This is a genomic window from Methylocystis sp. S23, assembly GCF_054106005.1.
Window position 1 is genome coordinate 3,398,613 of the sequence record NZ_CM134185.1, and the last position, 24,597, is coordinate 3,423,209.

Genomic DNA, 24,597 nt, shown 5'->3' on the forward strand with positions numbered 1-24,597 from the left:
GGCGAAAACGAAACGCATCATCAGCGTTAATGCGCGGTTTATCCCGTTCTACGAAACAGCGCCGAGTTGCGCGGGGTCGGCGGGCTTCAACTCGACGCTCTCGCCGCAGCCGCAGGCCGATGTCTGGTTCGGGTTTTCGAAGACGAAGGTCGAGGAGAACTGGTCGATCTTCACATCCATCGTCGTGCCGAGCAGATAGAGCACGGCCTTGGCGTCGACGATCACGCGCCCGCCGCCGAAGTCGATGACCTCGTCGCCCATCCGCGGCTCGGAGATTTCCATTTTATAGGACATGCCGGCGCAGCCACCCTTCTCGACCGAGACGCGCAGGCCCGCCCCCGGCGCGGCGTTGGCGAGCAATCCGCGCACCCGCTCGGCGGCGGCGGCGCTCACGGTCATCACGCTCAGTTTCGGCAAAGCCATTTCGCTTCCTCAGTAGTTGGCCCAGACGCCGGGCGACGCCAGCTCCACAAGATGGCGGTCCGGATCACGGAAATAAAGGCTCTCGCCGCCGCGCGGCCATTTCATGGCCGCTTCAATCTCCACCCCGCATTGGGCGAGGCGCGCCTTCCAGGCGGGTAGATCTTCCGTCTCGACCGCGAAGGCCAAGTGAATGGAGCCTGCGCCGCCATGCGGCGGAATGCGCCCGCCCGGAAGCTCGATCGGCTCCCGCGTTCCACCCTCCTTGAAGAGGAGCAGCACGCTCGCCGGCCCGCAATCGAACGCCCACATGCGGCTGTCCTGCGCCATGGGCGCGAGTCCCAAGGTCTCCCCGTAAAAGCGCCCCGCCCTTTCGAGATCCTCGACATAGAGGGAGGTTTCCAAGACCTTGGGCTTCAGCTTCGGAGCAAACATGACACGCCGCGCCTGTCCTTGGCGCCTTTCGTTCAGAACATGTCGAGCGTGACGCGCGCCTCGTCCGACATGCGGCTCTGATCCCATGGGGGATCGAAGACAAGATTGACCTTCACGTCGGAAACGCCCGGCACGGCGCTCACCGCGTTCTTCACCCATATGGGCATTTCGCCGGCGACCGGACAGCCCGGGGCCGTCAGGGTCATGTCGATTTCGACCGCGCCCTCATCCGAGATATCAATGCGATAAACGAGGCCAAGCTCGTAGATGTCGGCGGGAATCTCGGGATCGTAGACGGTCTTCAGCGCCTTCACGATCTCGTCGGTCAAGCGCTCGCCGCTACTACTAGCAGCGGAGCCGCCGGCCGCGCGATCGTCCTCCGCCGAGACATCCGTTTCGCTGGTCTTGAGAGCGTCGGTCATCAGCACGTGAACCTCCTCACGCGAAAAGTTTTTGAGCTTTTAGCAAGGCCTCTGCCAAGCGGTCGACTTCCTCGCGCGTATTGTAGAGCGCGAAGGACGCCCTGCAGGTCGAGGTGACCCCGAAGTGACTCAGCAGCGGCATGGCGCAGTGGGTGCCGGCGCGCACCGCGACGCCGGAGCGATCGATGATCGTCGCAACGTCATGCGCATGGGCCGCCGCCATTTCGAAAGCAATGATCGGGCCTTTGTCGGGCGCATTGCCGAAAATGCGCAGGCCCTCGATTTCTGAAAGGCGCTGCTGGGCGTAGGCCGTGAGCCGCGCCTCATGCGCGCGAATGGCGCCGCGGCCGATGCTCTCCATGTAATCGAGCGCGGCGGCGAGGCCGACGGCCTGGGCGATCGGCGGCGTGCCGGCCTCGAAGCGATGGGGCGGCGCGTTGTAGGTGACAGTCTCGCGCGTGACGGTCTCGATCATCTCTCCCCCGCCCGCGAAAGGCGGGAGGTTCTCGAGCCATTTCCGCTTGCCGTAAAGCGCGCCGATTCCCGTCGGCCCGTAGAGCTTGTGGCCGGTGACGATATAGAAATCGACATCAAGTTCGCGCACGTCCACATCGAGATGCACCGCGCCCTGCGAGCCGTCGACGCAAATCGGAACGCCATGCGCATGGGCGATGCGGGCCATCTCGGCGATCGGCGTCGGCGCGCCGACGACGTTCGACATATGCGTCACCGAGACGATCTTGGTGCGCTCGGTGAACATCTTCTCGAAGGCGCCGAGATCGATGACGCCATTGTCGTCGGGCACGATCCATTTGATGACCGCGCCCTTGCGCTCGCGCAGGAAATGCCAGGGCACGATGTTGGAGTGATGCTCCATCAGCGACAGGATGATCTCGTCGCCCTCGCCGATATGGGCGAGTCCGTAGGACGCGGCGACGAGATTGAGCGCCTCGGTCGCGCCGCGCGTGAAGATGATCTCCTCGGTCGACCCGGCGTTCAGGAAGCGGCGCAGCGTCTCGCGCGCGCCCTCATACCCTTCCGTCGCGGCGTTGGCGAGGTAGTGCAGCCCGCGATGCACGTTGGCGTATTCGTGCTCGTAGAAATGCGTCAGCCGCTCGATGACCGCGCGCGGCTTCTGCGCCGAGGCGGCGTTGTCGAGATAGGCGAGCGGCTTGCCATAGGGGCGCTCGACGAGGATGGGAAAATCCGCGCGGAATTTGTCGACGTCGTAGAGGGTCACGTGCTGGTTCATCGCGCCCTCGCCCCCATCCAGGAGGCGATGCGCGTGGCGAGGAAGCCGCGCAGCGCCTCGTTCTCCAAATCCTCGAACGCCTCGTTGGCGAAGCCTTCGATCAGCAGCGCCTCGGCCTCGGCGCGCGGAATGCCGCGCGCGACGAGATAGAAGAGCTGATCCTTGTCGAGCCGGCCGCAGGTCGCGCCATGTCCGCATTGGACGTCGTCGGCGAAGATCTCGAGCTCCGGCTTGTTATTCATCGTGGCGCCGTCCGAAAGCAGGATCGCCTTGGACTGCATGACGCCGTCAGTCTTCTGCGCATGCGGCCGCACGACGATCTTGCCCTGGAAGACGCCCGTGCCCTGCTCGTCGAGAATGTTGCGGAAGCGCTCGCGGCTTTCGCCATTCGGCAAGGCGTGGTCGACGACGAGCGTCGTGTCCACATGCTGGCGGCCCTTTGCGAGCGTCGCGCCGTTGAGCGACACTTTGGCGCGCTCTCCGTCGAGACGGGCGAAGATCTGGCGACGAAGAAGGCCCGCGCCCTCGATAAGGGCATAGGAATTGAGGCTTGCGCCTTCGTCGAGATGGGCGATGAGGCTCATGACCCGCACCAGCGCGTCGCCCTGTCCCGAGGCATGGGTGACGAGGTCGAGCGAGGCGCCCGAGGCGAGCCGGAGGATCAGCGCCTGATTGTCCTGCGCGGGCGCAGCGGAAAGCGCGCCGGCCGTCTCGACGATGGTCGCCTTGGCGTCCTTGCCGAGGATCACGAGGTGACGGGTGAAGCTCGATTGCGCCTCGGCCGAGGAGACGAAGGTCGCGAGTTCGATCGTTTGTTCCAACGCGACGCCGCCGGCGATGCGCAGGATGACGCCGTCCTGCATCAGCGCGGCGTTGAGCGAGACCATGGCGTCGTCGGTCTGCACGTCGCTGCTCGCGACGAGCGCCATGATCCCCGGCGCGCCCTGAGCCAGCGCCTCGCGCAGCGGCTGGATCTTTACGCCTTCCGGAAGAGAGGCGAGATCGGAAAGGTCCGGGCGGAACACGCCGTCGAGCGTCACCAGCCGGATGGTCCCGGAGGCGGCCGGCAGCTCCAGCGCGGCCGCCGTGGCGGCGGCGATCGGCGCGGGCTTGGCGAGCGCCGCCTTGAGGTCGGTATAGTGCCAGGCCTCGACGCGGCGGTTCGGCAGGCCCCTGGCGGCGAAATCCTGCCAGGCCGCCTGGCGCAGGCCCGTCGCGCCCCTGCCCTTCATCTCCTCGAAGAGCGAGGAGAGAACCGCGTCGGTTTCGGTCGCGAGCTTGATCATGGCCTACGCCGCCTCTTCAGCCAGATATTCCTGATAGCCGTGCTTTTCGAGCTCGAGCGCCAGCTCAGGCCCGCCCGAGCGCTGAATGACGCCCTTGGCCATCACATGCACCGTGTCCGGCTTGATGTAGTCGAGCAGGCGCTGATAGTGCGTGATGACGAGGAAGGCGCGGTTCGGCGCGCGCAGCGAATTGACGCCCTCGGAGACGACGCGCAGCGCATCGATGTCCAGCCCTGAATCCGTCTCGTCGAGAATGCCGAACTTCGGCTGAAGCAGCGCCATCTGCAGAATGTCCATGCGCTTCTTCTCGCCGCCGGAGAAGCCGGAATTGAGCGGACGGCGCAGCATCTCCTGCGAGACGCCGAGTTTGGCGGACGCCTCTTTTACGGCCTTCATAAACTCGGGCGTCGCCAGCTCCTCCTCGCCGCGCGACCGACGCTGCGCGTTCATCGCCGCCTTGAGGAAGGTCATGGTGGCGACGCCGGGAATCTCGACCGGATATTGGAAGGCCAGGAATATTCCCTTGGCGGCGCGCTCATGCGGCTCCAGATCGAGAATATTCTCGCCGTCGAGCAGGACCTCGCCCTCGGTGATCTCATAGCCCTCGCGGCCGGAGATCACATAGGAGAGCGTCGATTTGCCCGTGCCGTTCGGCCCCATAATGGCGGCGACCTCGCCGTCCTTCACGGTGAGCGTCAGGCCCTTGAGTATTTTCCGGTCGCCGACCGAAACATGGAGGTTCTTGATTTCGAGCATTTCGTTGCTCCTGTCACCGCCGGCGCCGCCGGCCTCATTCCTTGTCAAAGCGCCCCAAAGAGCGGATTACGTCACGCTTCAATCGCTCGATGTCTTCTTGCCGGCTCGATGCGTCGCCGCTGGGCGGACTTGCGACTGCGCCGGAGGCGGTTGGGTAGCGGAAACGCGTCGCGGCCGAGCTCAATGTTTCGAAATCGAGGAACCGCGGTTTCAGTTCGTGGTTCGCCGGCAACATGTCCGCGAGTTGCCGTATATTGTGTGTGGGACCCACCGGAACGCCCTCGGCTTCCAGAACGGCGCGCAGAAGTTTCTCCACGCATTGCTGTTGGAAATAGGCGGCCTGTCGCGGCAGTTTGTCCAGCAATATGCGGGCCGCCGCCAGTTCCTCTTCGGCAAGCGCGAGAAAGGAGGCGACCCGTCGCCGTTTCTGCGCTTCGGCGGTCACGGAGAGCCCACATCATACAACTTCCTCCCCTCGCCGATGACGCGTGAGACGAAAGAGGTAGGCAGTGCGGCGCCATCCTCAAAATCTTCCGCCGAGCAGGGAATGACGTCGCAGCCGACGCCGGAGCCCTTCAATGGTGCGTCCACAAATTCGTAATCGTCCGAACCGAAAGCGCCGCCACGCTTGGCGACCACCAGCAGATCGAAGTCGCTATCCGGCCGGGCGTCGCCCCGCGCTCGACTGCCGAAAAGCCAGATTTCCTTCGGGTCAATGGCTTCGCGCAGTCGCGCGACGACCGCCGCCAGGGCGGAGTCCTCATCAACGAAAACGCCGTGGTTCGGACGGACGTCCATTATCCCACGCTCCCTTCCAGCGAGATCGAAATCAGCTTCTGCGCCTCGACCGCGAACTCCATCGGCAATTGCTGCAGCACGTCGCGCACGAAGCCATTGACGATCAGCGCCGTCGCCTCCTCCGCGGAGAGCCCGCGCTGCTGCGCATAGAAGAGCTGGTCCTCGGAGATCTTCGACGTCGTCGCTTCATGCTCGAACTGCGCGCTTGGGTTCTTCGACTCGATATAGGGAACCGTATGGGCGCCGCAGTCATGGCCGATCAGCAGGCTGTCGCATTGCGTGAAGTTGCGCGCGCCTTCCGCCCTGCGATGCGCGGAAACCTGCCCGCGATAGGTGTTCTGCGACTTGCCGGCCGAGATGCCCTTGGAGACGATGCGGCTCTTGGTGTTGCGGCCGAGATGGATCATCTTCGTGCCGCTGTCGACCTGCTGATGGCCGTTCGACACGGCGATCGAATAGAACTCGCCCTGCGAACCGTCGCCGCGCAGGATGCAGGACGGATATTTCCAGGTGATCGCCGAGCCCGTCTCCACCTGCGTCCAGGAGATATGCGCGTTGCGGCCGCGGCAGTCGCCGCGCTTGGTCACGAAATTGTAGATGCCGCCCTTGCCCTCGCTATCGCCGGGATACCAGTTCTGCACCGTCGAATATTTGATCTCCGCGTCGTCGAGCGCGACCAGTTCGACGACGGCGGCGTGAAGCTGGTTCTCGTCGCGCTTGGGCGCCGTGCAGCCTTCGAGATAGCTCACATAGGAGCCCTCGTCGGCGATGATCAGCGTGCGCTCGAACTGCCCCGTCTTCTGCTCGTTGATGCGGAAATAGGTGGAAAGCTCCATCGGGCAGCGCACGCCCTTTGGCACATAGACGAAGGAGCCGTCCGAGAAGACGGCGCTGTTCAGCGTCGCGTAGAAATTGTCGGTCGCGGGCACGACGGAGCCGAGATATTTGCGCACCAGCTCGGGATGCGTCTTCACGGCTTCCGAGATCGGGCAGAAGATCACGCCCGCCTTGGCCAGCTCTTCCTTGAAGGTCGTCGCGACCGAAACGGAGTCAAACACCGCGTCGACCGCGACCTTGCGCGTCTCGACGCCGGCGAGAATCTCCTGCTCGCGCAGCGGAATGCCAAGCTTCTCATAGGTGCGCAGAAGCTCGGGATCGACTTCGTCGAGCGACTTCGGCCCCGGCGTGCTCTTCGGCGCCGCGTAGTAGTAGAGGTCCTGATAGTCGATCGGCGGATAATGGACGCGCGCCCAATTGGGCTCGTCCATGGTCAGCCAGCGGCGATAGGCCTCGAGGCGCCATTCGGTCAGCCAGGCGGGTTCGTTCTTCTTGGCGGAGATGAAGCGAACGATGTCTTCGCTCAGGCCCTTGGGCGCCTTCTCCGACTCGATGTCGGTCGTAAAACCATATTTGTAGGCGTCGACGTCGATTTCCTCGACGCGCGCAACGGTCTCCTGACGAGCCGCCATGTTTCTCATCTCCTCGTCACGACGGGTTCAAGGCCCGCCGGCCGATCCGGTTCCGCCTTTAGGCGACGGAACGCCGCGACCTGATACGGTCCACGACCTCCGCAAGAACCATTCCAAACTGTTCTACATCCTCTTCGCGCGTAGACCAACCCAGGCTGATGCGCAAAGCTTCCTTTTCGGTTGCGCCCATCGCCGCGAGCACATGAGACTCGCGCACCTTCCCCGACGAGCAGGCCGAGCCGCTGGAGACGGCGACGCCGGAAAGATCCAGCGCTATCAATGCGGTATGCGCGGGAATGTCCGGAAGGGCGAAGGCGCTCGTGGTCGCGACGCGGGGCGCGCCGCGCCCAAAAAAGCGCGTTTGCGGCGCGGTTTCGGCGATCCGCCTCTCCAGAGAATCGCGCATCGGCGCGAGCCGCGCATTCTCGGCGGCCATGCCCCCGACCGCGGCCTCGAAAGCCGCCGCAAATCCCGCAACCCCAACGACATTCTCGGTTCCCGCCCGGCGGCCGAACTCCTGCCCTCCGCCGCGCATCAACGCATCCATTATGTGGAGCGTATCTTGCGCTGCGGCAAGCGCGCCGACGCCGGTGGGTCCGCCAAGCTTATGTGAGGAAAAGAACAAAAAATCCGCGCCCGTTGTTTGGAATGTCGTCTCCATCCTGCCAATGGCCTGCGTCGCGTCGCAAATGAGGAGACCGCCCGCCGCATGGACCCGCGCGGCCGCTTCGCAAACGGATTGAATCACGCCTGTCTCGTTGTTTACCGCCTGGAGCGCGACCATGATCCGCTTGCCGGCGTGACGCGCGAGCGCTTCGTCCAGCGCGACGGGCGACAAGGCGCCTTCGGCCGTGAGCGCCAGTCGCTCGACGGCCTCGGCGGGGAATCGGTGGCCGGCGAGAACGGCCGGATGCTCTCCCGCGCCGACAAGCAGAACGTCCATCGGCGCCGTGTCCTTGCCGCGCTGCACCATGGGCGTCAGCGCAAGATTGGCCGCCTCGGTCGCGCCGCTGGCGAAGGTGACGTTGCGCGCCGCCGTCCCCACGCCCTTCGCGATCGTCGCGCGCGCCTGCTCGAGGATCGCCTTGGCCGCCCGCCCCTCCGCATGGACCGAGGAAGCGTTCCCCGGCGCCGCCATGGCCCCAAGCATCGCCGCACGGGCCTCGGGGCGTAGCGGCGAAGTGGCGTTGTGGTCGAGGTAGATTCTAGCCATGCGCGACATGTAATCCGTCGCCCCGCTTGCGGGGAGAGGGTTAGGGTGAGGGGCGAGGCGGCTTGTGCTCAAGCAGGGCATGTCGCCGTGGCGGCAATGAGGGTTTCCGGGTTGGGCTTCGCCCCTCACCCTGCCCTCTCCCCGCATGCGGGGAGAGGGTTCTAGGGCCGCGCCGTTTTCGCCAGCCTCGCCAAATTCACGAACTCGGCGCGATAGCCGAACGAGTCCTCTCCCTTCGCGCCCTTGGCGAGCTCCGCCACATCGTCATAGCCATATTTGCCGAGATAGGGCGCGCCCTTCAGCAATTGCCCGAAGGCGGCGACGGCGATGGAGAAGCGCACATCCTCCGACGCCGCGGAGAGCTTCTCGACCGACTGCGCGTCGCCGATCGGCGTCGAGATGAGCCGGGACTCATCCTCCTTCGGCAGCTTGTAGCGCAGCTTGAGGAAGCCGAGCTCCGACTCGGCGCCTGCCGAAGTCTCGGCAATCTTCCTGCCGTAGCGCAGATCGTCGACGAGCTTCTTGCCGCCTGCGGGCGCGATCTCATAGATCGCCGTCACGCGATGGCCCGAGCCGACGTCGCCCGCATCGACCTTGTCATTGTTGAAATCCTCGCGTCGCAGCGCGCGCGTCTCATAACCGATGAGGCGATATTCCGAAACGCGCGCGGGATTCCACTCGACCTGGATCTTCACGTCTTTCGCGATGGGAAACAGCGTGGACGACGCCTCTTCCACCAACACCTTGCGCGCCTCGTTGAGATTGTCGACATAGGCCGCCGCCCCGTTGCCGTTCTGCGCGAGCGCCTGCATCAGCGCGTCATTGTAATTGCCCTGCCCGACGCCGAGGATGGACAGGAAAATCCCCTTGTCGCGCTTCCTTTCGATCAAGCCCTTCAACTCGCTCTGATCTGTCACGCCGATATTGAAGTCCCCGTCCGTCGCAAGGATCACGCGATTGACCGCCGCCTTGTCGAAGCTTTCCTCGGCGAGGCGATAGGCGTCCTGAATGCCTTGAGCCCCCGCTGTCGAGCCGCCCGCGCCGAGCGCGTCGATCGCCGCAACGATCTTGCCCTTGTCGGCGATCTTCGTCGTCCCCAGCGCGACGCCCGAGCCCGACGCATAGGTGACGAGCGCGACCGTATCTTCGGGCTTCAATTCGTCGACCAGCATGCGCAGCGCGTTCTTCACAAGCGGCAGCTTGTCCTCCGACGACATCGAGCCCGACACATCGACAAGGAACACGAGATTGGCGCGCGGGCGTTGCGCGCTTTGCAGCGCATAGCCCTGCAGGGCGATATGCACGAGCTTATTGTGCGCGCTCCATGGGCTCGGCGTCACCGTGATCGTCGGCTTGAAAGGCGCCTCAGCGCTCTCCGGCTGCGGATAATTGTAGGGGAAGTAGTTGATGAATTCCTCGATGCGCACCGAGTCCTTCGGCGGCAAGCGTCCGCCATTAATTATCCGCCGCGCGAAGGCGTAGGACGCCGTGTCGACGTCGATGGAGAAGGTCGAGACGGGCTCCTGCACGACCTGCTTGACGGGGTTGACGTCTTTCGAGTCGAACTTATCGCGGAATTCCTGTTGGGTGGGCGGCGGCAGGAAGCCGGCGGCGTCTTGCGCCGGGCGCGGCGCCATCGCGCCGACAGCCTCGCTCCGGCGCGCATCCCTTGTCTTGGCAAGGGGCGGAGCAGAGGCCGGCATGGCGTAATTCGCCACGCGCTCGGCCTTCTTCGCCACGCCGCGCGCGGGGACGTTCGGCGCCGCCGGCGGAGCCGCCGTCACGCCGGAGCCCGCAGCCAAACCGAGATCGACTCGGCGAGCCGCTTCGGCGACCGGGGGCGGCGCTGGGAGACTGGCGGGCGGGGCGACGGCGTCGAGCCTGTCGCCGGTGCGCGCGCCCGAGACATTCGCAAAGGTCCCGGCGGGTCGCTCCACCTGGTTCCGATAGAACATGAAAGCGGTCGGCGCGCCGACCATCAGCGCTGCGATCGAGGCGGCGAGCGCGCGGTTCGTGTGAAGGAGACGCATAGGCTTTTTCCCTTCCGTTCGAGACGATGCGTCCCTGAGACGGACAGGCGCGTCGGTTCCTTTGGTCTCGCTCCCGCTTTTTTTCGTTTCGTCGAAAGCGGCGAGCGCCGCCGCGAGCGCGGCGCGCCTCGCCTCCGGGCGCGGCGGCGGAACGTCTTTCAGGCGCGCGAGATCGGGCTCGGTCATGCCGGCTCCTTTCGGGCGTGGTTCCGCTCCATCCTCAAAAGGGAGGTGAAAAAGGCGCAACGCCTGTTATTGCGAGCAGTTTTTTCGAAGTCGCGAAGCAATCCAGCGGCGTCGGCGCGACTCTGGATTGCGTCGCTTCGCTCGCAATGACGGGAGGCTCGGGCTTTCGGCCCGGCGTTCGCCGCGGCGCCGTCATTGCGAGGAGGCCTTGCCGACGAAGCAACCCAGAACCGCGATAGCCGCTCCTGGATTGCTTCGCCTTCGGCTCGCAATGACGCCGGGAGCGCCGCAGCGAAGCGATCCGGCGGAAACCGCATGAAAGCCGGCGGGCGGCAAATCGCGCGCATCACACCGCCTCCAGCGAAATCTTGAGCCGTTTGCGCGCCTCGTGCAGACGCCAGGACACGGTCTTCTCCGAGCAGCCCATCACCGCCGCCGCCTCGCCATGCGACAGGTCCTCGCCATAGACGAGCAGAACCGCGTCGCGCTGCCGCTCGGGCAGTTCGCGCACGGCGCGCCATAAATCCTGATTCATCGCGGCGTCCTCGGGAGAATCGCAGTCGGCGCTCTCCGCCAGCTCCAGCATTTGCGTGGGCGGAAAAGGCGAGACCCTGGCGCGGGCCCGGATGTGATCCACCGCCGTCGTATAGGCGATGCGATAGGCCCAACTGGAAAAGGCGCAGTCGCCGCGAAAGCTCCGGATCGCGCCGGCCATCTTCACCATCGTCTCCTGCGCGATGTCCTCCGCCTCCGCGCGCGCGCCCGACCAGCGCCAGGCGAGCGCATGCACGCGGTCGTAATGGCGCTCGGCCAGGGCCGCGAAAGCCGCGCGATCGCCAGCCGCCGCGCGCCGCGCCAGCTCACTGTCGCAATCGGTGTCCTGGCTCGCCAAGCCGCCCCCGCATGTTCAGCCCCGTGGCGACTTAGACGGCAGGAGTTGGGATTTTCTTGGGGCTCCGGCAGATTTTTTTTGAGACGCCTTTGCCCCCTCTCCCCGCGAGCGGCTACCGCATTCACACATCTTGGTTGCATGTGGCCTGGGCGTCTGATTCCATTTGAAGGAATCGGAGGGACGGACGATGGACGGACGGACGCTGGGTCGCTTTGGCGACGCGCGACTGGAAAAGGGGGCCTTTCTGCTTTCCCGGCTGGTGGCGGAGGGCGGCGGGGGCATACGCATTCGTCGGCTCGGCGGCGACCGGGCCGGTGAGATTAAGATCACGCGCTTTCTTCGCAATCGGGCGGTGACCGGCGCGGAGATGTTCGCCACGGCGGCCGCGCGCGCGTCGGCGCGTTGCGCCGGGCGCGCGGTCCTGGCGATACAGGACACGACGGTCGTCAAGTCCGGGGCGGCGGCGGGCTCTATCTGCATCCGACCCTCGTCGTCGACGCCGAGGACGGTTCGATCGTGGGTCTGGCGCACGCGCAGTTCCTTGAACGCGCGACGGGACGCAAGGCGGATCGGCGTCAGCGGCCGATCGAGGACAAGGAAAGCCGGCGCTGGCTGGAGGGCGCGGCGGCGGCGAAAGTTTGCGCTTCGGCGCGCGAGGTCACGGTCGTGGCCGATCGCGAGAGCGATATTTATTCCGCCTTCGCGCGGCGCCCGCCGGGAGTTCACCTCCTCGTGCGCGCCGCGCAGGACCGCGCGCTGGAGGATGGCGAGCGACTGTTTGCGCGCCTGGATGCGCTGGAGGAGGCCGGGCGGGCGACGCTGTCGCTTCCGGCGAGGCCCGGACGGCCGGCGCGCGAAGCGACACTGGCCGTCCGGCATGGGCGCTTTGATCTCGCGCGGCCCCGGAACGGCGCGGCCCAGAACGACCCCTCGACGATCGCGGTCCATCTCGTCGACGTGCGCGAGATCGACCCGCCCCCAGGCGAAAACGTCCATTGGCGTCTGATCACGACGCGCCCCGTCGACCGCCTCGCGCAAGCGCTCGAGGTCGTCGATCTGTATCGACGCCGTTGGGCGATCGAGCAGTTGTTCCGCACGATGAAGACCGGCGGCTTCGACATCGAGGCCGTGCGGATGGAAGACGACGCGCCGCGCCAGACCCTGGCGGCCGCGACGTTGATCGCGGCCGTGACGATCCAACAACTCGTCCACGCCCGGGACGGCGGCGACCCGCAACGTCTGCGCCCGCTCCTCGACGCCTTCGAGCCCAAGGACCAACCGCTGCTGGAAGCCTATTGCGCCACCCTCGAAGGCAAGACGCAGCGTCAGAAGAACCCACATCCGCGAGGGTCCCTGGCCTATGCGTCCTGGGTGCTCGCCCGCCTCGGCGGCTGGACCGGCTATTACGGAAAACCCGGCCCCGTCGTCATGCTCGCCGGATGGCTCAAATTCCAGCACGGAAAATACGCCATCGCCGTCACCCAACCAACGCCGCCGCTAACCAACACAGATGTGTGAATCTGCTAGCCGCGAGCGGGGAGAGGGTTGGGGTGAGGGGCAAAACCGCTCTAACGACCAAACGGAGCTGATCTCGGGAATAATCCCCAGCCGCCAGCCGCTCCCCTCGCCCCTCACTCTGCCTTCTCCCCGCTTGCGGCGAGAGGGAAAAAGCGGCGGCGTCCGAGCCAGAAGCCGAAACGCTGCGCGAGCATTGCAAGGCCCAGCAGCGCGCCGATAAAGACAAACAAAGCCTCGACCGCCGCCGCCGCGAGCCCGCCGAAGATCAGCGCTCCGCGCCCCAGCGTCGCAAGGATCGCCCGCGTCGCGCCGCCTCTCGCCTTGGCGAGCCGCGCGGCCTTGCCAAGCTCCGCGCCATCCTCCGCCACAGCCAGCGCATCCCTTGCGCCGCTTGCGCCGGCGCGGCGATAGATGGTGGCGGCGTCGTCGCCGAGCGCGCGGAGGGGCGCGAGGCCGCCCGGCCGAACGATTTTGGCGGCGGCCGCGCGCGCGGCGGCGAGATCGAGCTTGGACGCAGCGGAAAGAGCAACCGTCAGCGCCTCGCGATCGACGGATTTGGCGGCGGCGCCGGTCAGCGCCTTGGCCAGCGGGCGCGACAGCCGCCCGGCCTTCTGGGCGCTTTTGACGATCGTCAGCCCCGAGCGCGCCGGCAGAAGCGCGCCGACGCTCGACCAGGTGACGGCCGATAGCGCGAGCCCCGCCGCCGCGAGGCCCGCGACGAGCTGATCGGGCTCCTCCCCGCGCTGAAGTTTTTCGCCTTCACGCCAAAGGTCGCGCAGATCGCCATAGCCGATAAGGTCGCCCGCCAGCGCCCCGGCAAAGGCGGCGCCATTGTCGCGCGCGCCATGGAGGAAGCCCTCGGCGAAATCCTCGGCGGCCCTTTCGTCCGCCCTGGCGCGCAGCGCGGCGAGACGCGCCTGTTGCCCGGCGGCAGGCGCGAGACCGCGCGGGCGGCCGAGCTCGATGAAACTGTTGGCGAGATCCTCGTCGCCGGCGGCAAGCGCCGCGTCGAGCTCATGCGTGAAACGCGCCGGGGTGAGCGTCTGGTCGAGCCGCGCATCGGCGAGCGCAACCGGATCGTCCCTCGCCGCCGCAAGCCGGAGGCCGTCGAGCGCGGGCGCGAAGCTTCCGGCGGCGAGCCAAAAGAGCGCCGCCGCAAGGGCGAGGGAAAGCGCCGCGCGGGCGCGCGTGGAGATAAGAGCCATGAGAAGGATTTAAGTGCGCGGCCTGATTGCGGGAGGTCCCCTAGTAGCCTGTGTCGCTCGAATTGACGGGCTTTTTGGAGGGACGTTCATTCGCGGCCGTCATTGCGAGCGCAGCGAAGCAATCCAGGGGCGTCACCGGGGCTCTGGATTGCTTCGCTGCGCTCGCAATGACGGCGGAAAATATCAATAAAAAGGCTAGTTATCAATTTGATCGACGCGCCCCGCGCGGGCGGAGAAGGATTTTCCGACGCCGCGCCGCGCGCCGAATTCCCTTGCATTTCACGCGGTCAAGCGTGTTAAGAAGCCCGCTCGCCCGTTTCCACAGGGAATTCCAATGCCCGAAGTCATCTTCACCGGCCCGGCAGGCAGGCTCGAAGGCCGTTTCCATCAGTCCGCCACGCGCGGCGCGCCGATCGCCATCGTCCTGCACCCGCATCCGCAATTCGGCGGGACGATGAACAATCAGATCGTCTATCATCTCTATTACGCTTTCGCGGAGCGCGGCTTTTCCGTGCTGCGGTTCAATTTCCGGGGCGTGGGGCGCAGCCAGGGCTGCTTCGACCACGGCTCCGGCGAGCTTTCGGACGCGGCGGCCGCGCTCGACTGGGCGCAGGCGGTGAATCCAGAGGCGCGCGCCTGCTGGATCGCGGGCGTCTCCTTCGGCTCCTGGATCGGCATGCAGCTTCTCATGCGCCGGCCGGAAATCGAGGGCTTCGTCTCGGTCGCGCCGCCGGCGAACCGCTTCGACTTCTCCTTCCTTGCCCCCTGCCCGTCATCGGGCCTTTTCATCCATGGCGACCAGGATCGCGTGGCGCCGCTGAAGGAAGTCACCGGACTGATCGAGAAGCTCAAGACGCAAAAGGGAATCGTTATCGAGCACGCCGTGGTCGAGGGCGCCAATCACTTCTTCGAGAACAAGGTCGAGCCGTTGATCGCGCATGTGGACGCCTATCTCGACCGGCGCCTCGGCAATCCGCCGCGGATCGCGATTCCCGCGCGGGGAGATTGATTATCCCCTCTCCCCGCCTGCGGGGAGAGGGTTAGGGTGAGGGGCGAAGCCATATTGGACGCACGCTGACAATAGCGTCGCGGCCGCAAAAAATGATTTTTGAGCCGGCTAGCCCCTCACCCCAGCCCTCTCCCCGTGAAAACGGGGAGAGGGGGGTCGCTATCCCACTTTCGCCGTCAGTCTCGGCACGATCTCCGTTTCAATCACATCTTCGTCGAGACCTTCATAGCTCGACCATTCGACGACCGGACCCGGCCCGACGACAAAAGTCGCCGGCACGCCTTTGGCGCCAAGCGCGCGCTGGAGATAAGCATGCTCGTCCATGCCCACGGCGGCGAAGGGATTGCCGTGTTTGGTGAGGAAATATCCGGCTTTCGCGGGCGGGTCCTTCACATCCGCGCCGTAGATGGGCGCGAGCTTGCGTTTCGCCAGCGCGACGATGTGCTTATGCTCCTCCCGGCATGTCGGGCACCAGGAGGCCCAGACGACGAGAAGCGACCGCTTGTCCGCGAGGTCGGCGCTGGAGAAGCCCGGCATGGCCCCGCCTTCGGCGTTCGACAGCCCCGGCACGGGCGGCAGCTCGAAATTCCCGATCGAGAACGGATTGAAGAGCCGCGCGCTGATGTCTTTCTTCTTCCAGACATGTTCGACGACGGCGGCGGCGGCGCCCAATCCCGTCATTCCGATCGCGCCCAGGATAAGGCTGCGCCTCGTTGCAAACCACTCGGCCTTCTCGTCGGATTGCATGTCTGTCGCCCCTTTCGCCGGCGCGACCGCGCCCGCGAAACGAATACTTCAAAAGTGGTGAATGATTCGTGCTTCCTTTCCTTCGCATCTGCCGGCCGGAGAGGTTGCCGCCGGCGCCTTCTCAAGAGAAAGCGGCGAGCGCCGCGGCGGCTTGAAACGCAAAGGCCGGTCCGCCGTCATCGCGAGCGAAGCGAAGCGATCCAGAGCCCCATCCGGCTCTGGATCGCTTCGGCTTGGCCTCTCGCAATGACGGCCGCGACGCCGCTCTTTTACGCCGCGCCCGCTCTTGCCAGCCTCCCGCCCGGCAGCGGCTCGGACGCGCCGGTCGTGGTCGGGAAAGTGATCGGCAGCTCTTCCAGCACGCGCGCGGCGAGATAGGCGAAAGCCTGCGCCTCCATCGAATCCGCGGACCAGCCGACCGCGTCGGCGGTCGTGACCTTGCAAGGCAGGCGCATCACCAATTCGCGCACCAGGATCGGATTGCGCGCCCCGCCGCCGCAGACGATGAGCAATTGCGGCTGGTTCGGCAGATGCGGGAAGAGCCGCAGGACCGAGGCCGCAGTAAAGGCCGTGAGGGTCGCGGCGGCGTCTTCCGTGGAGAGCTTGGCGATCGGATCGAGCGCGAAAGCGTTGCGGTCGAGCGATTTCGGCGGCGGCTGGTCGAAGAAGGGGTGGGCGAGCATGCGCAGCAGCGCCGCCTCGTTCACCCGCCCGCGCGCCGCCATGTGTCCGTGCCGGTCGATCGGCGCGCCGGTTCGCTGGAGCATGAGATCGTCGATGAGCGCATTGCCGGGGCCGGTGTCGCAGGCGATGGGCGGCTCGCCGTCCGCGACATAGGTGACGTTCGCCACGCCGCCGATGTTGAGCAGCGCGACCTCGCCCTTCATGCCGCCCGCAATGACGAGCGCGCGATGAAAAACCGGCACGATGGGCGCGCCCTCGCCGCCCGCCGCAATGTCGGCGGCGCGGAAATCATATGCGACGTCTATGCCCAGGCGATTGGCGAGCCCCTCCCCGTCGCCGATCTGGATGGTGAGCTTCCGCTTGGGCCGATGCAGGACGGTCTGGCCGTGAAATCCAACGACGCCGATCGACCCCGCCTCGATGGAATTGTCGCGCAAAAACGTTTCGACCGCCTCGGCGTGCCGGTCCGTCACCATGCGCTCGGCGAAGGCGAGGACGCCCGGCCGCGCGTCGCGGTCCTCCAGCGTCGCCGCCTCCGCGAGCGCGTTGCGCAGCAGCGCGCGATCGGCGTCGCTATAGGGACAAAATCCCGTCGGCCCGAAGGAGAGGGCCGCGTCGCCATCGGTTTCGATGAGCGCGACGTCGACGCCGTCCATCGAGGTGCCGGACATGAGGCCGATGGCGCGATAGGTGGGCAAGGGCGAATCTCTCCGGATGAAACTTTTATGAGAGATTAGCAGGAATGATCCGCCGTCGCCTCTCCGCGACGAGATGGACGCAGGGCAGTGAGGCGAACGCCGGGCATGGCGCGGCGCCAACCCCACCCGGCGGTCTTCGACCGCCGACCCCGTAAAGGGGAGGTATGTGGCGGCTGACGCCCGAGACCGCCGCTCGCCCGATTGCCCAGGAGATCGAAAGGCGGGCGGGGCCGATCATCGCCTTGCCATCGCCGAGGGACGGTTTAAAACATTCTCGAAGTTAAGCGATATAGGGAATAAGTTTGACGTCCGCCTTCTCCCCGCAGGTCGCGCTCGATCGATTGATCCATTCAAATGTGCTTGCCTGCCGCCTCTGTCGGGCTCCCATGGGCCGGGCCGAGGATGGGCGTCTGTTCTGCGAAGGCGGCCACGAGCTCGAATTTGAGCACGGCGTGCTCGACATGTATCGCGCGCCGCCGACGGAGCCGGTTTGCGAAGTCGAAACCGGCAAGGAGGAGGCGATCGTCTCGGCGCTCGCGGAGCGGTTGGGGCTGCGCGCCGAGGAGATACGGGCGGCGAAGCTTTTTGAGCCGTTGGCGCCGACGGGGAACGCCTTCTTCGACGCCGAGGAAGAGATTTTCTTCGACCGTTTCGCCTTCTCGAACATTCATCCCCGGCTGACGGTGCGAAATATCCATGCGACCGGACAAATGCAGGCCGGATCGCGGCACTGGCTGGCGGTTCGCGTCAGAAACGACGGGCCGTTCACGATCACCTCCGACGGCGAGCGCCCGGTGCTGCTTTCATACCACTGGCTCGACTCCGCCGGCGAAATCGTCGATTTCGAGGGCCCCCGCACGCCCCTGCCGGTGGACGTCAAGCCCGGGCAAGCCATTACGGCGCATCTCGCCGTCGATGTTCCCAATGATCGGGAGCGCCTTCGACTGAAGGTCGTTCCCGTGCACGAATATGTTTCCTGGTTGGAGGATGGCGGGCAGACTCTCGAAGTCGAGGTCTTGTCGCACGCGCCGCCTTTATTGCCTCGTCTTGACGCCGACCGGCCTTTTAGCGAAGCGCTGGACGACGAGCTGGCCGCGCAATTTCTGAGCGGCCGTCTTTCTTCGCGTTCGGAGCCGATCATCGGCATCGAAATCGGCGGCGGCATCGTCGCCGCTCTCTCGAAATGGATGTGGGCGAACGGCAGGACCGGCGCCGTCGTCAATGGAGACGTTTCGGTGCGCCTGCTGCGCATCGCCGCCATGCTGTCGGCGAAGGGCGCCGATCCGGCGACCGTGCACGCCCGCTTCGACGCCAACGAAATGCCCATCCAATCCGCTTCGGCGGATGTCGTGGCCTTCTGTCGCAGCCTGCATCACTTCGAAGACCCGGTCCGGGCGATGCGCGAATGCCATCGCGTCCTGAAGCCGAACGGTCTCCTGTTTTTGCTATGCGAGCCGGTCGCCACCCAATATGACGAGGCGACCAAGAATTTGATACGTGCGGGCGTCAACGAGCAGATGTTTCCGCTCGACGCCTATCAGGCGATGTTCGCCGCTTCGGGTTTTGCTTGCGTGGAGGCGCGGTGCGATTGGGGGTTCAGCCTGAAGGCCGCTTTGGTGAAGGCGGCGTGAGCCGCGGTCACCCTCTTTTCCCTTCCCACGCCCAGGCCGCGACCACCGCTCCCAGCAGCGCCAGCATCGCCCAGAGACCGAGCCCCAGCGGCGCCGTCTCGACGCCGACCAACGCCGACGCCCCCGTCTGGCGAACGCCGATCCAGTCCGACCCGCCATAGCGGTTCGCGTCGCGCAGCTCGACGATGCGCGGCATGGTCACCGCGTCGCTGTTCTTGCTCAACCGCCGCGCCACGCCCCCCGTCGCTTCCGCCAATGGCGCCAGCTTCTCGGTCGTCGAGGCCACTTCGCGGAACTCCTGCGGATTGGCGGGGCCGACATTGACGAGCGCCGTCAGGCCGTCGCTCTCGAAGCGCCAAAGCCCCATTTCCTTCGCGTCGAAGCGCGCCCGCCAGAGGCCGGGCGCGCTGTTCTTGAGGCCGATCTCTTCATGGGCGCCGGAAGGCGACGTCGCCGTCGCCGGCGCGGCTTCGTCCTTCAGGGTCTGTCGCTCGACCGTCACCTCGCGCCCGCGCGCCTCGGCGCGCAGCGCCTCCTCCTCGAGGTCCGGCTCCTTCATGAGCCAGTGCGCGAGGCGGCGCGTGAGGTCGGCGTTGGGGCCGCCGCCGTCATAGCCGCGCGCCCAAAGCCAGATCTGATCCGTCAGCAGCAGCGCGACCCGGCCCTTGCCTTCATGCGAAAGCACGAGCAGCGGCTTGTCGCGCGCGCCGGCGAGGATGGAATTGCCCTTCATCACATTGGCGTCCACCTGCCGGTACCATTCGCCCCATTGCGGCGGATCGCTTTTCGCGCCCGGCAGGCCGCGCGTGACGGGATGCTTCTCGCCGTCCTTGCTGACGTGCGCCTTGAAGGCCTGCTCGAACAGGGCTCCGTCCGGGCGCGCCGGCAGAATGTTTTCGAGCGGCGAGTAATAGAGGCCGCGCAGCGTCGCATAATCCGGACCGACCGCCGCGAGGAAGGCGCCGCCATTTTCGACATAACGCGCGATATTGTCGAAATAGATCGACGGCAGCAGCGTCTGGTTCGAATAGCGGTCGAAGATGATGAGGTCGAATTCGTTGATCTTGCGCCCGAAGAGATCGGCCGTCGGAAAGGCGATCAGCGACAATTCGCTCGCGGGCGTCACGTCGAGCTTTTCCGGCGGGCGGAGAATGGTGAAATGCACCAGCTCGACATTGGCGTCGGCGCGCAGCAGGTTGCGCCAGCTTCGCTCGCCCGGATGCGGCTCGCCGGAAACGAGCAGCACTTTCAGCCGGTCGCGAACGCCTTCGATCGAGACCACCGCCTTATTGTCGACGAGCGTCAGCTCGCCCGGCGCGGGCGGGACCTCCAGCTCGACGATATTGGCGCCGCCATGCGCGATCTTCACGGGGATATTGACGATGTCGCCCGGCACGGGGCTGTAGGTCGGCAATCGCTCGCCGTCGCGGCGCACGGCGATGGGCGCGCGGGCGCCGTCGCCGCCGGTGTCGACGACGCGGGCGCGGATCGTCTGCTCCTTGCCGACAATGCCGAAGCGCGGCGCCTCGACGAGCTCGATGCGGCGGTCGCGCTCGTTTTCCCGGCCGGTGACGAGCGCATGGACCGGCGCGCGGAAGCCGAGCGCCTCGGCCTTCGCGGGAATGTCATGAACGACGCCGTCCGTTAGGAGCAAGACGCCGCCGACGCGTTCCGGCGGCGCGTCCTTCAGCGCCTGCTCCAGCGCGCCGAAAAGCCTGGTGCCGTCATTGCCGCTCGAGTCGTTCGTCACCGTGACGAAACGAGTCTCGACGTCGCCGAATTTGGCGAGCGCGGCTTCGAGCGACCTGCGCGCCTCTTCCGTTTGCGCGGCGCGGGCGCCGAAATTCTGGCTCTCGCTCTTGTCGATGACGACCGCGACGATGGTCTTTTGCGGGTCGCGCTTCTCGGTGACGAGGGAAGGGTCGGTCAGCGCGGCGAGGACCAGCCCCAGCGCCAGCGCCCGCAAGGCCGTCCCGCGCTGCCCCGCGACGGCGCCGAGGAGGAGAGCGACGGCGCCGGCGATCGCCAAAGCGATCAGGACCGGCCAGGGCAGCAGCGGCGCGAAGGTGAGGTTGAGGTCGGTCATAGGCCTCTCACCTCCTTAGCGTCATTGCGAGGAGCGAAGCGACGAAGCAATCCAGAGCGGCGGCGCGGCTGCCCCTGGATTGCTTCGCTTCGCTCGCAATGACGGTGTGTGGCGCGCTCACTGCCCCAGCCTCTCCAGCAGGTCCCGCACATGCACCTGGTCGGATTTGTAGTTGCCGGTCAGCGTATACATAACGAGGTTCACTCCCCCGCGCAGCGCCAGCTCGCGCTGTCTTGCGCCGCCGGGCGTCAGCGGAAAGAGCGGCTGGCCGCGCTTGTCCTGCGCCCAGGCCGCCGCGAGGTCGTTGGAGGTGATGACGATCGCCGAGACGCTGTCGGTCGCGCGCACGGGCCTCGCCGACTCTTCCTTCGGATCCGGCGGCAGCGCCTCCACCCAGGTCTCGCCGGTCGCGTAGCGGCCGACAAAGTTATCGAGCAGATAGAAGGTCTTGGTGATGACGTGGTCGCGCGGGACTACTTCGAGCTCGGGAATGTCGAGCCCCTTGGTCAGCTCGCGCAGCCATTGCGTCTCCGGCGTCGGACCGTCGCCGGGGCGCTGATTGAGCGCGTCGCGCGTATCGAAAACGATGGTGCCGCCCTGCTTCATATAGGCGGCGACCTTGGCCGCGGTCTTGGCCGAGGGCTGCGGCGCATTGGCGACGATCGGCCAATAGAGCATCGGATAGAAGGCGAGCTCGTCCTTGGCGGGTTCGACGCCGACCGGATCTCCGGGCGCGAAGGAAGTCCGCAGGTTCAGCGCCTTCGAGAGCGCTTCGAGCCCAAGACGCGACACGTCGTCGACCCTTGGATCGCCCGAGACGACATAGGCGAGCCGCGCCGTCAGCGCCGCTTCCTTGTCGCGCTGCGTCACGACGGGCTTCACGTCGCTTTCCGCCCTCGCCTCGCGCGGATGGAAGGGGACCGAAAGGATCAGGAGCGCGCTCGCGGCCGTCGCGAGCCGCCTCAGGCGCAATTTCCCCGACAGGACAAGCGCCGCGACGGCGTCGGCGATGAAGGCGAGCAGCGCCGCGGCGAGCAGCGGCCCGCGAAAATCGACCGGCGCGCCGGACTCAAGCGCGGAAACCGTCAGCCCCGCGCCGGCAAAATCGAAACTGTGGATGTCGTCCCCCCGCCTCAGGGTCTGCAGCGCGATGAAGGAGTCGCCCGAGCCGTAAAGCCCGGGCGGATGCTCGGCGCTCGCCGGCCCCTCGAAATGCGCGGGGATCGCCTGCGCGCTCGGCCCCGGCGCCCCGAGCGCGCCATAGCCGTCAAGCGCCTTCATCGGCGCGAGAACCCGCTGGTCGGCGGCGGCGGCCGCGTCGCTCTCGTCCGGCAGAGGCGCGGATTCGCCGGACATGGCGCAGATGCGCTTCAGCATGTCGACGAAGAGGCCGGAAATCGGCAGGTTCGACCAGCTCGTATCGGCGTTGACATGGAAGAGCACGATGAGCCCCTTGCCGCGCCGCTCCGCGGTGACGAGCGGCGTGCCGTCGGAGAGCCGCGCCCAGCTCTTCTGCGCGAGTCCGGGGTCGGGCTCGGCCAGCACCTGCCGCTGGACGCTGACGTCCGTCGAGGCGGACAGGCCGAAGAAGGGGCTCGACGCGTCAAACTCCGCGAGCGCCTTGGGCTCTTCCCACGACATGGCGCCGCCGAGCACGCGGCCGTTGCGACGCAGGCGCACGGGCAAAAGATCGTCCGCCGCATTGGCGAGGCGCGGGCCGGCGAAACGCACGAGCGTTCCGCCTTCCTCCACGAATTTCGCGAGGGCGTCAAAGGTTTCGCCCGGCGCGAGGCCGATATCGGCGAGCGCCACGACATTGGGGCGCTCGCCGAGCAGCGTCTGGATCGGATCGACGGCGCCGGGGCGCGCCTGCCGGATCTGCGCGAATGGCGCCAGCGCCTTGTCGAGATAATAGACGGGCGAGAGCAGCGGCTGCGCTTCGTCGAAAGCGCCGCCGCCCGCCAGCGCGACGCGCCGCACCTTCGAGCGCGCATCGAACAGCGCCACGGCGCCGGCGGCGCTCTCCCCCTCGATGCGCATCAGGGCGACGTCGTTGCGCAGCTCGACCGGAAGGTCGAAGGGAACCGCATATGCCGCGTTCGGAGGAAGCTCGAACGGCCGCTTCGCGACGACCCGGCCTTTTGAATCGAGCGCCTCGACGAAACCGCCGCCCCCGGAGCCGGTTCGTTTGGCGTGCAGAATCGTGACGCGCAATTCGCTTGCGTCATTATGGGGATCGACGAGCGCAAGCGGCTCGTGGTCGCTGACCAGCGTTTCGACCCTCGCGCCGGAGGATTTGAGAGTCGCGGCGAAAGCCTCGGCGCCGCCCTCCGCCAGCCCGTCGGCCACCCAGACGATACGGGCCGTGGGATTCGCCCGGGCGAAAGCCTCCGCATTGCGGGCGGCGCCGCTGCGATCCGGCAGAAACGGCTTGGGCCTCGCGGAACGCAACTTTTCGAGCGCCTGTCTGCTGTCGGTCAGGATCGGCGCGGCCCGCTCAGAGACCGCCTGAAACGCCACGGGGGCTCCGGCGCGGCCGGCGGCCTCGACAATGCCCGCGGCGGCGGACATCCGCTTCTCCCAAGTGGGAGCCGCCGCCCAGCCATCGTCGAGGATGAGCAAGATCGGCGCGCGCGAGAGGAGCGCGGCTCCGCTCGGCGCCCATACGGGCCCCGCCATGGCGAGGATCAGCGCCGCCGCCAGCGCGAGCCGCAAGGCGAGAAGCCACCAGGGGGTCTTGGACGGCGTCTCCTCGTCGCGCTGCAATTCGCGCAGAATCCTGGTCGGCGGAAAGACGATCTGGCGCGGGCGCGGCGGAGTCACGCGCAAGAGCCAATAGATCAGCGGCAGGCTCGCGAGGCCGGCGAGCGCGAGCGGCGCGGCGAAGGAGAAGCCGCCCATCAAAGCTCCTCCTCTATGCCGTGCAGGCCCATGGCGAGCGACAGCGCGGCCTCCGTCGTGGGGCGATCCGTATGGTGTTGCAGGAAAAGGAAGCCCGCGCCGCGCGCGGCCTCCCGCACCGCCTCGCGATGGGCGTCGAAACGCCGGGCGTACGCCTCGCGCAGGCTGCTCGCGTCGCCCGCGTGGAAGGCGGGGCCGCCATCCGTGTCGAGGAACATGGTCTCGCCGGCGAAGGGGAAGCTCTCTTCGCTTGGGTCGACGATCATCAACAATGCGCCGGAGGCGCCGGAGTCCGCAAAGCGACGCAGCCGCGCCGCGAGCGCAGGGAGGTCGCAGAGAAAATCGGAAATCAGCACGACGCGCGCGCGCGGCCGGAGCGGCGCGTCGGGCGGCAATTCGTCGCAGGCCGTATCGGCCGCGCGCTCATAGAGGGCGCGCGCCAGACGGTCGATCACGTCGCGCGCGGAAATGGGCGCGGTCAATCCCAGCGCCGCAACGCGCTCCCCGCCGCGCACGAGAACGTCGGCGAGCGCGAGGCCGAGCGTCACGCCGCGCGACAGCTTGTCGTCCTGCGCGAGGGACGAGACGAAAGCCATGGAAGGCGAGCAGTCCATCCAGAGGAAATAGTCGTGCGCGGCCTCCCATTCCCGCTCGCGCACATAAAGCATGTCGCCGCGGGCGGAGCGCCGCCAGTCGATGCGGTGCGCGGCCTCGCCATTCGTGAAGGGGCGGTATTGCCAGAAGGTCTCGCCCTGCCCCGCGCGCTTGCGGCCATGGACTCCATAGGCGACGCTCGCCGCGATCTCATGCGCGCGATTGACGAGCCGAGGCAGGCTCGCGGCGAGATCCGCGGCGACGGCGCCGTCCGTACGGGCGCGGCTCGCCGGATCGTAGGCGCGGGTTTCGACCGGGCGGATCATCGTGGCTTGTTCCATCCGCGCCCGTCATTGCGAGGAACG

At 66.7% G+C, this 24,597-nt stretch carries 21 protein-coding genes; 3 read left to right on the top strand and 18 right to left on the bottom strand.

Going from position 1 to position 24,597, the window contains the following annotated elements; all coding sequences use genetic code 11:
* Nucleotides 1–48: 48 nt before the first annotated feature.
* From ACV7JP_RS16675 to ACV7JP_RS16730, 12 genes are all read right to left on the bottom strand, one after another.
* Complete coding sequence (locus tag ACV7JP_RS16675; protein WP_457796772.1) at nucleotides 49–423, bottom strand: HesB/IscA family protein; 375 nt, start codon at nucleotides 421–423, stop codon at nucleotides 49–51.
* A 9-nt stretch (nucleotides 424–432) separates the two neighbouring features.
* Complete coding sequence (locus ACV7JP_RS16680) at nucleotides 433–855, bottom strand: VOC family protein (RefSeq protein WP_457796773.1); 423 nt, start codon at nucleotides 853–855, stop codon at nucleotides 433–435.
* Between the two features lie 32 nt (nucleotides 856–887).
* A complete protein-coding gene (locus ACV7JP_RS16685; protein ID WP_457796774.1) occupies nucleotides 888–1,277 on the bottom strand; it encodes an SUF system Fe-S cluster assembly protein in 390 nt (129 codons plus the stop codon).
* Nucleotides 1,278–1,293: 16 nt separating this feature from the next.
* Nucleotides 1,294–2,529 carry a cysteine desulfurase gene (locus ACV7JP_RS16690; RefSeq protein WP_457796775.1) on the bottom strand — a complete coding sequence of 412 codons (1,236 nt, stop codon included), beginning with the start codon at nucleotides 2,527–2,529 and terminating at the stop codon, nucleotides 1,294–1,296.
* Complete coding sequence (sufD, locus tag ACV7JP_RS16695) at nucleotides 2,526–3,815, bottom strand: Fe-S cluster assembly protein SufD (protein ID WP_457796776.1); 1,290 nt, start codon at nucleotides 3,813–3,815, stop codon at nucleotides 2,526–2,528. Before sufD ends, ACV7JP_RS16690 begins: the two co-directional genes overlap by 4 nt.
* A 3-nt stretch (nucleotides 3,816–3,818) precedes the next feature.
* Nucleotides 3,819–4,571, bottom strand: a complete 753-nt coding sequence (gene sufC, locus ACV7JP_RS16700) for a Fe-S cluster assembly ATPase SufC (RefSeq protein ID WP_457796777.1) — start codon at nucleotides 4,569–4,571, stop codon at nucleotides 3,819–3,821.
* A gap of 34 nt (nucleotides 4,572–4,605) precedes the next feature.
* Entirely contained in the window at nucleotides 4,606–5,016 is a 411-nt protein-coding gene (locus ACV7JP_RS16705) for a HEPN domain-containing protein (protein WP_457796778.1), read from the bottom strand.
* Complete coding sequence (locus ACV7JP_RS16710) at nucleotides 5,013–5,369, bottom strand: nucleotidyltransferase domain-containing protein (protein WP_457796779.1); 357 nt, start codon at nucleotides 5,367–5,369, stop codon at nucleotides 5,013–5,015. Before ACV7JP_RS16710 ends, ACV7JP_RS16705 begins: the two co-directional genes overlap by 4 nt.
* On the bottom strand, nucleotides 5,369–6,838 hold the full coding sequence (sufB, locus tag ACV7JP_RS16715) for a Fe-S cluster assembly protein SufB (RefSeq protein WP_457796780.1): 1,470 nt from the start codon (nucleotides 6,836–6,838) through the stop codon (nucleotides 5,369–5,371). Before sufB ends, ACV7JP_RS16710 begins: the two co-directional genes overlap by 1 nt.
* 58 nt (nucleotides 6,839–6,896) lie before the next feature.
* Nucleotides 6,897–8,051: a cysteine desulfurase family protein gene (locus tag ACV7JP_RS16720; RefSeq protein ID WP_457796781.1), complete on the bottom strand. Its 1,155-nt coding sequence runs from the start codon at nucleotides 8,049–8,051 to the stop codon at nucleotides 6,897–6,899.
* Between the two features lie 161 nt (nucleotides 8,052–8,212).
* On the bottom strand, nucleotides 8,213–10,267 hold the full coding sequence (locus ACV7JP_RS16725; RefSeq protein ID WP_457796782.1) for a vWA domain-containing protein: 2,055 nt from the start codon (nucleotides 10,265–10,267) through the stop codon (nucleotides 8,213–8,215).
* 346 nt (nucleotides 10,268–10,613) lie between these two features.
* The gene (locus ACV7JP_RS16730) at nucleotides 10,614–11,159 is read right to left on the bottom strand and encodes an RNA polymerase sigma factor (RefSeq protein WP_457796783.1); all 546 of its coding nucleotides are present in this window, start codon (nucleotides 11,157–11,159) and stop codon (nucleotides 10,614–10,616) included.
* A gap of 402 nt (nucleotides 11,160–11,561) precedes the next feature.
* On the opposite strand from ACV7JP_RS16730, the gene ACV7JP_RS16735 reads away from it, so the two are divergent.
* Nucleotides 11,562–12,677, top strand: a complete 1,116-nt coding sequence (locus ACV7JP_RS16735; protein ID WP_457796784.1) for an IS4 family transposase — start codon at nucleotides 11,562–11,564, stop codon at nucleotides 12,675–12,677.
* Between the two features lie 113 nt (nucleotides 12,678–12,790).
* On the opposite strand, the gene ACV7JP_RS16740 is transcribed toward ACV7JP_RS16735, so the two are convergent.
* Entirely contained in the window at nucleotides 12,791–13,882 is a 1,092-nt protein-coding gene (locus tag ACV7JP_RS16740; protein ID WP_457796785.1) for a hypothetical protein, read from the bottom strand.
* A 334-nt stretch (nucleotides 13,883–14,216) separates the two neighbouring features.
* Between ACV7JP_RS16740 and ACV7JP_RS16745 the strand changes: the two genes are divergently transcribed.
* On the top strand, nucleotides 14,217–14,891 hold the full coding sequence (locus tag ACV7JP_RS16745) for an alpha/beta hydrolase (RefSeq protein ID WP_457796786.1): 675 nt from the start codon (nucleotides 14,217–14,219) through the stop codon (nucleotides 14,889–14,891).
* A gap of 159 nt (nucleotides 14,892–15,050) precedes the next feature.
* Here the strand turns inward: ACV7JP_RS16745 and ACV7JP_RS16750 are convergent, their stop codons facing one another.
* The gene (locus ACV7JP_RS16750; protein ID WP_457796787.1) at nucleotides 15,051–15,638 is read right to left on the bottom strand and encodes a redoxin family protein; all 588 of its coding nucleotides are present in this window, start codon (nucleotides 15,636–15,638) and stop codon (nucleotides 15,051–15,053) included.
* 269 nt (nucleotides 15,639–15,907) lie between these two features.
* Nucleotides 15,908–17,020 carry an anhydro-N-acetylmuramic acid kinase gene (locus tag ACV7JP_RS16755; RefSeq protein ID WP_457796788.1) on the bottom strand — a complete coding sequence of 371 codons (1,113 nt, stop codon included), beginning with the start codon at nucleotides 17,018–17,020 and terminating at the stop codon, nucleotides 15,908–15,910.
* A 386-nt stretch (nucleotides 17,021–17,406) separates the two neighbouring features.
* Between ACV7JP_RS16755 and ACV7JP_RS16760 the strand changes: the two genes are divergently transcribed.
* Complete coding sequence (locus ACV7JP_RS16760; RefSeq protein ID WP_457796789.1) at nucleotides 17,407–18,651, top strand: class I SAM-dependent methyltransferase; 1,245 nt, start codon at nucleotides 17,407–17,409, stop codon at nucleotides 18,649–18,651.
* Nucleotides 18,652–18,658: 7 nt separating this feature from the next.
* On the opposite strand, the gene ACV7JP_RS16765 is transcribed toward ACV7JP_RS16760, so the two are convergent.
* From ACV7JP_RS16765 to ACV7JP_RS16775, 3 genes are all read right to left on the bottom strand, one after another.
* The gene (locus ACV7JP_RS16765) at nucleotides 18,659–20,737 is read right to left on the bottom strand and encodes a hypothetical protein (protein ID WP_457796790.1); all 2,079 of its coding nucleotides are present in this window, start codon (nucleotides 20,735–20,737) and stop codon (nucleotides 18,659–18,661) included.
* 117 nt (nucleotides 20,738–20,854) lie between these two features.
* Nucleotides 20,855–23,638, bottom strand: a complete 2,784-nt coding sequence (locus ACV7JP_RS16770) for a DUF4159 domain-containing protein (RefSeq protein ID WP_457796791.1) — start codon at nucleotides 23,636–23,638, stop codon at nucleotides 20,855–20,857.
* Nucleotides 23,638–24,573, bottom strand: coding sequence for a DUF58 domain-containing protein (locus tag ACV7JP_RS16775; RefSeq protein WP_457796792.1), 936 nt, complete (start codon nucleotides 24,571–24,573; stop codon nucleotides 23,638–23,640). Before ACV7JP_RS16775 ends, ACV7JP_RS16770 begins: the two co-directional genes overlap by 1 nt.
* Nucleotides 24,574–24,597: the final 24 nt, after the last annotated feature.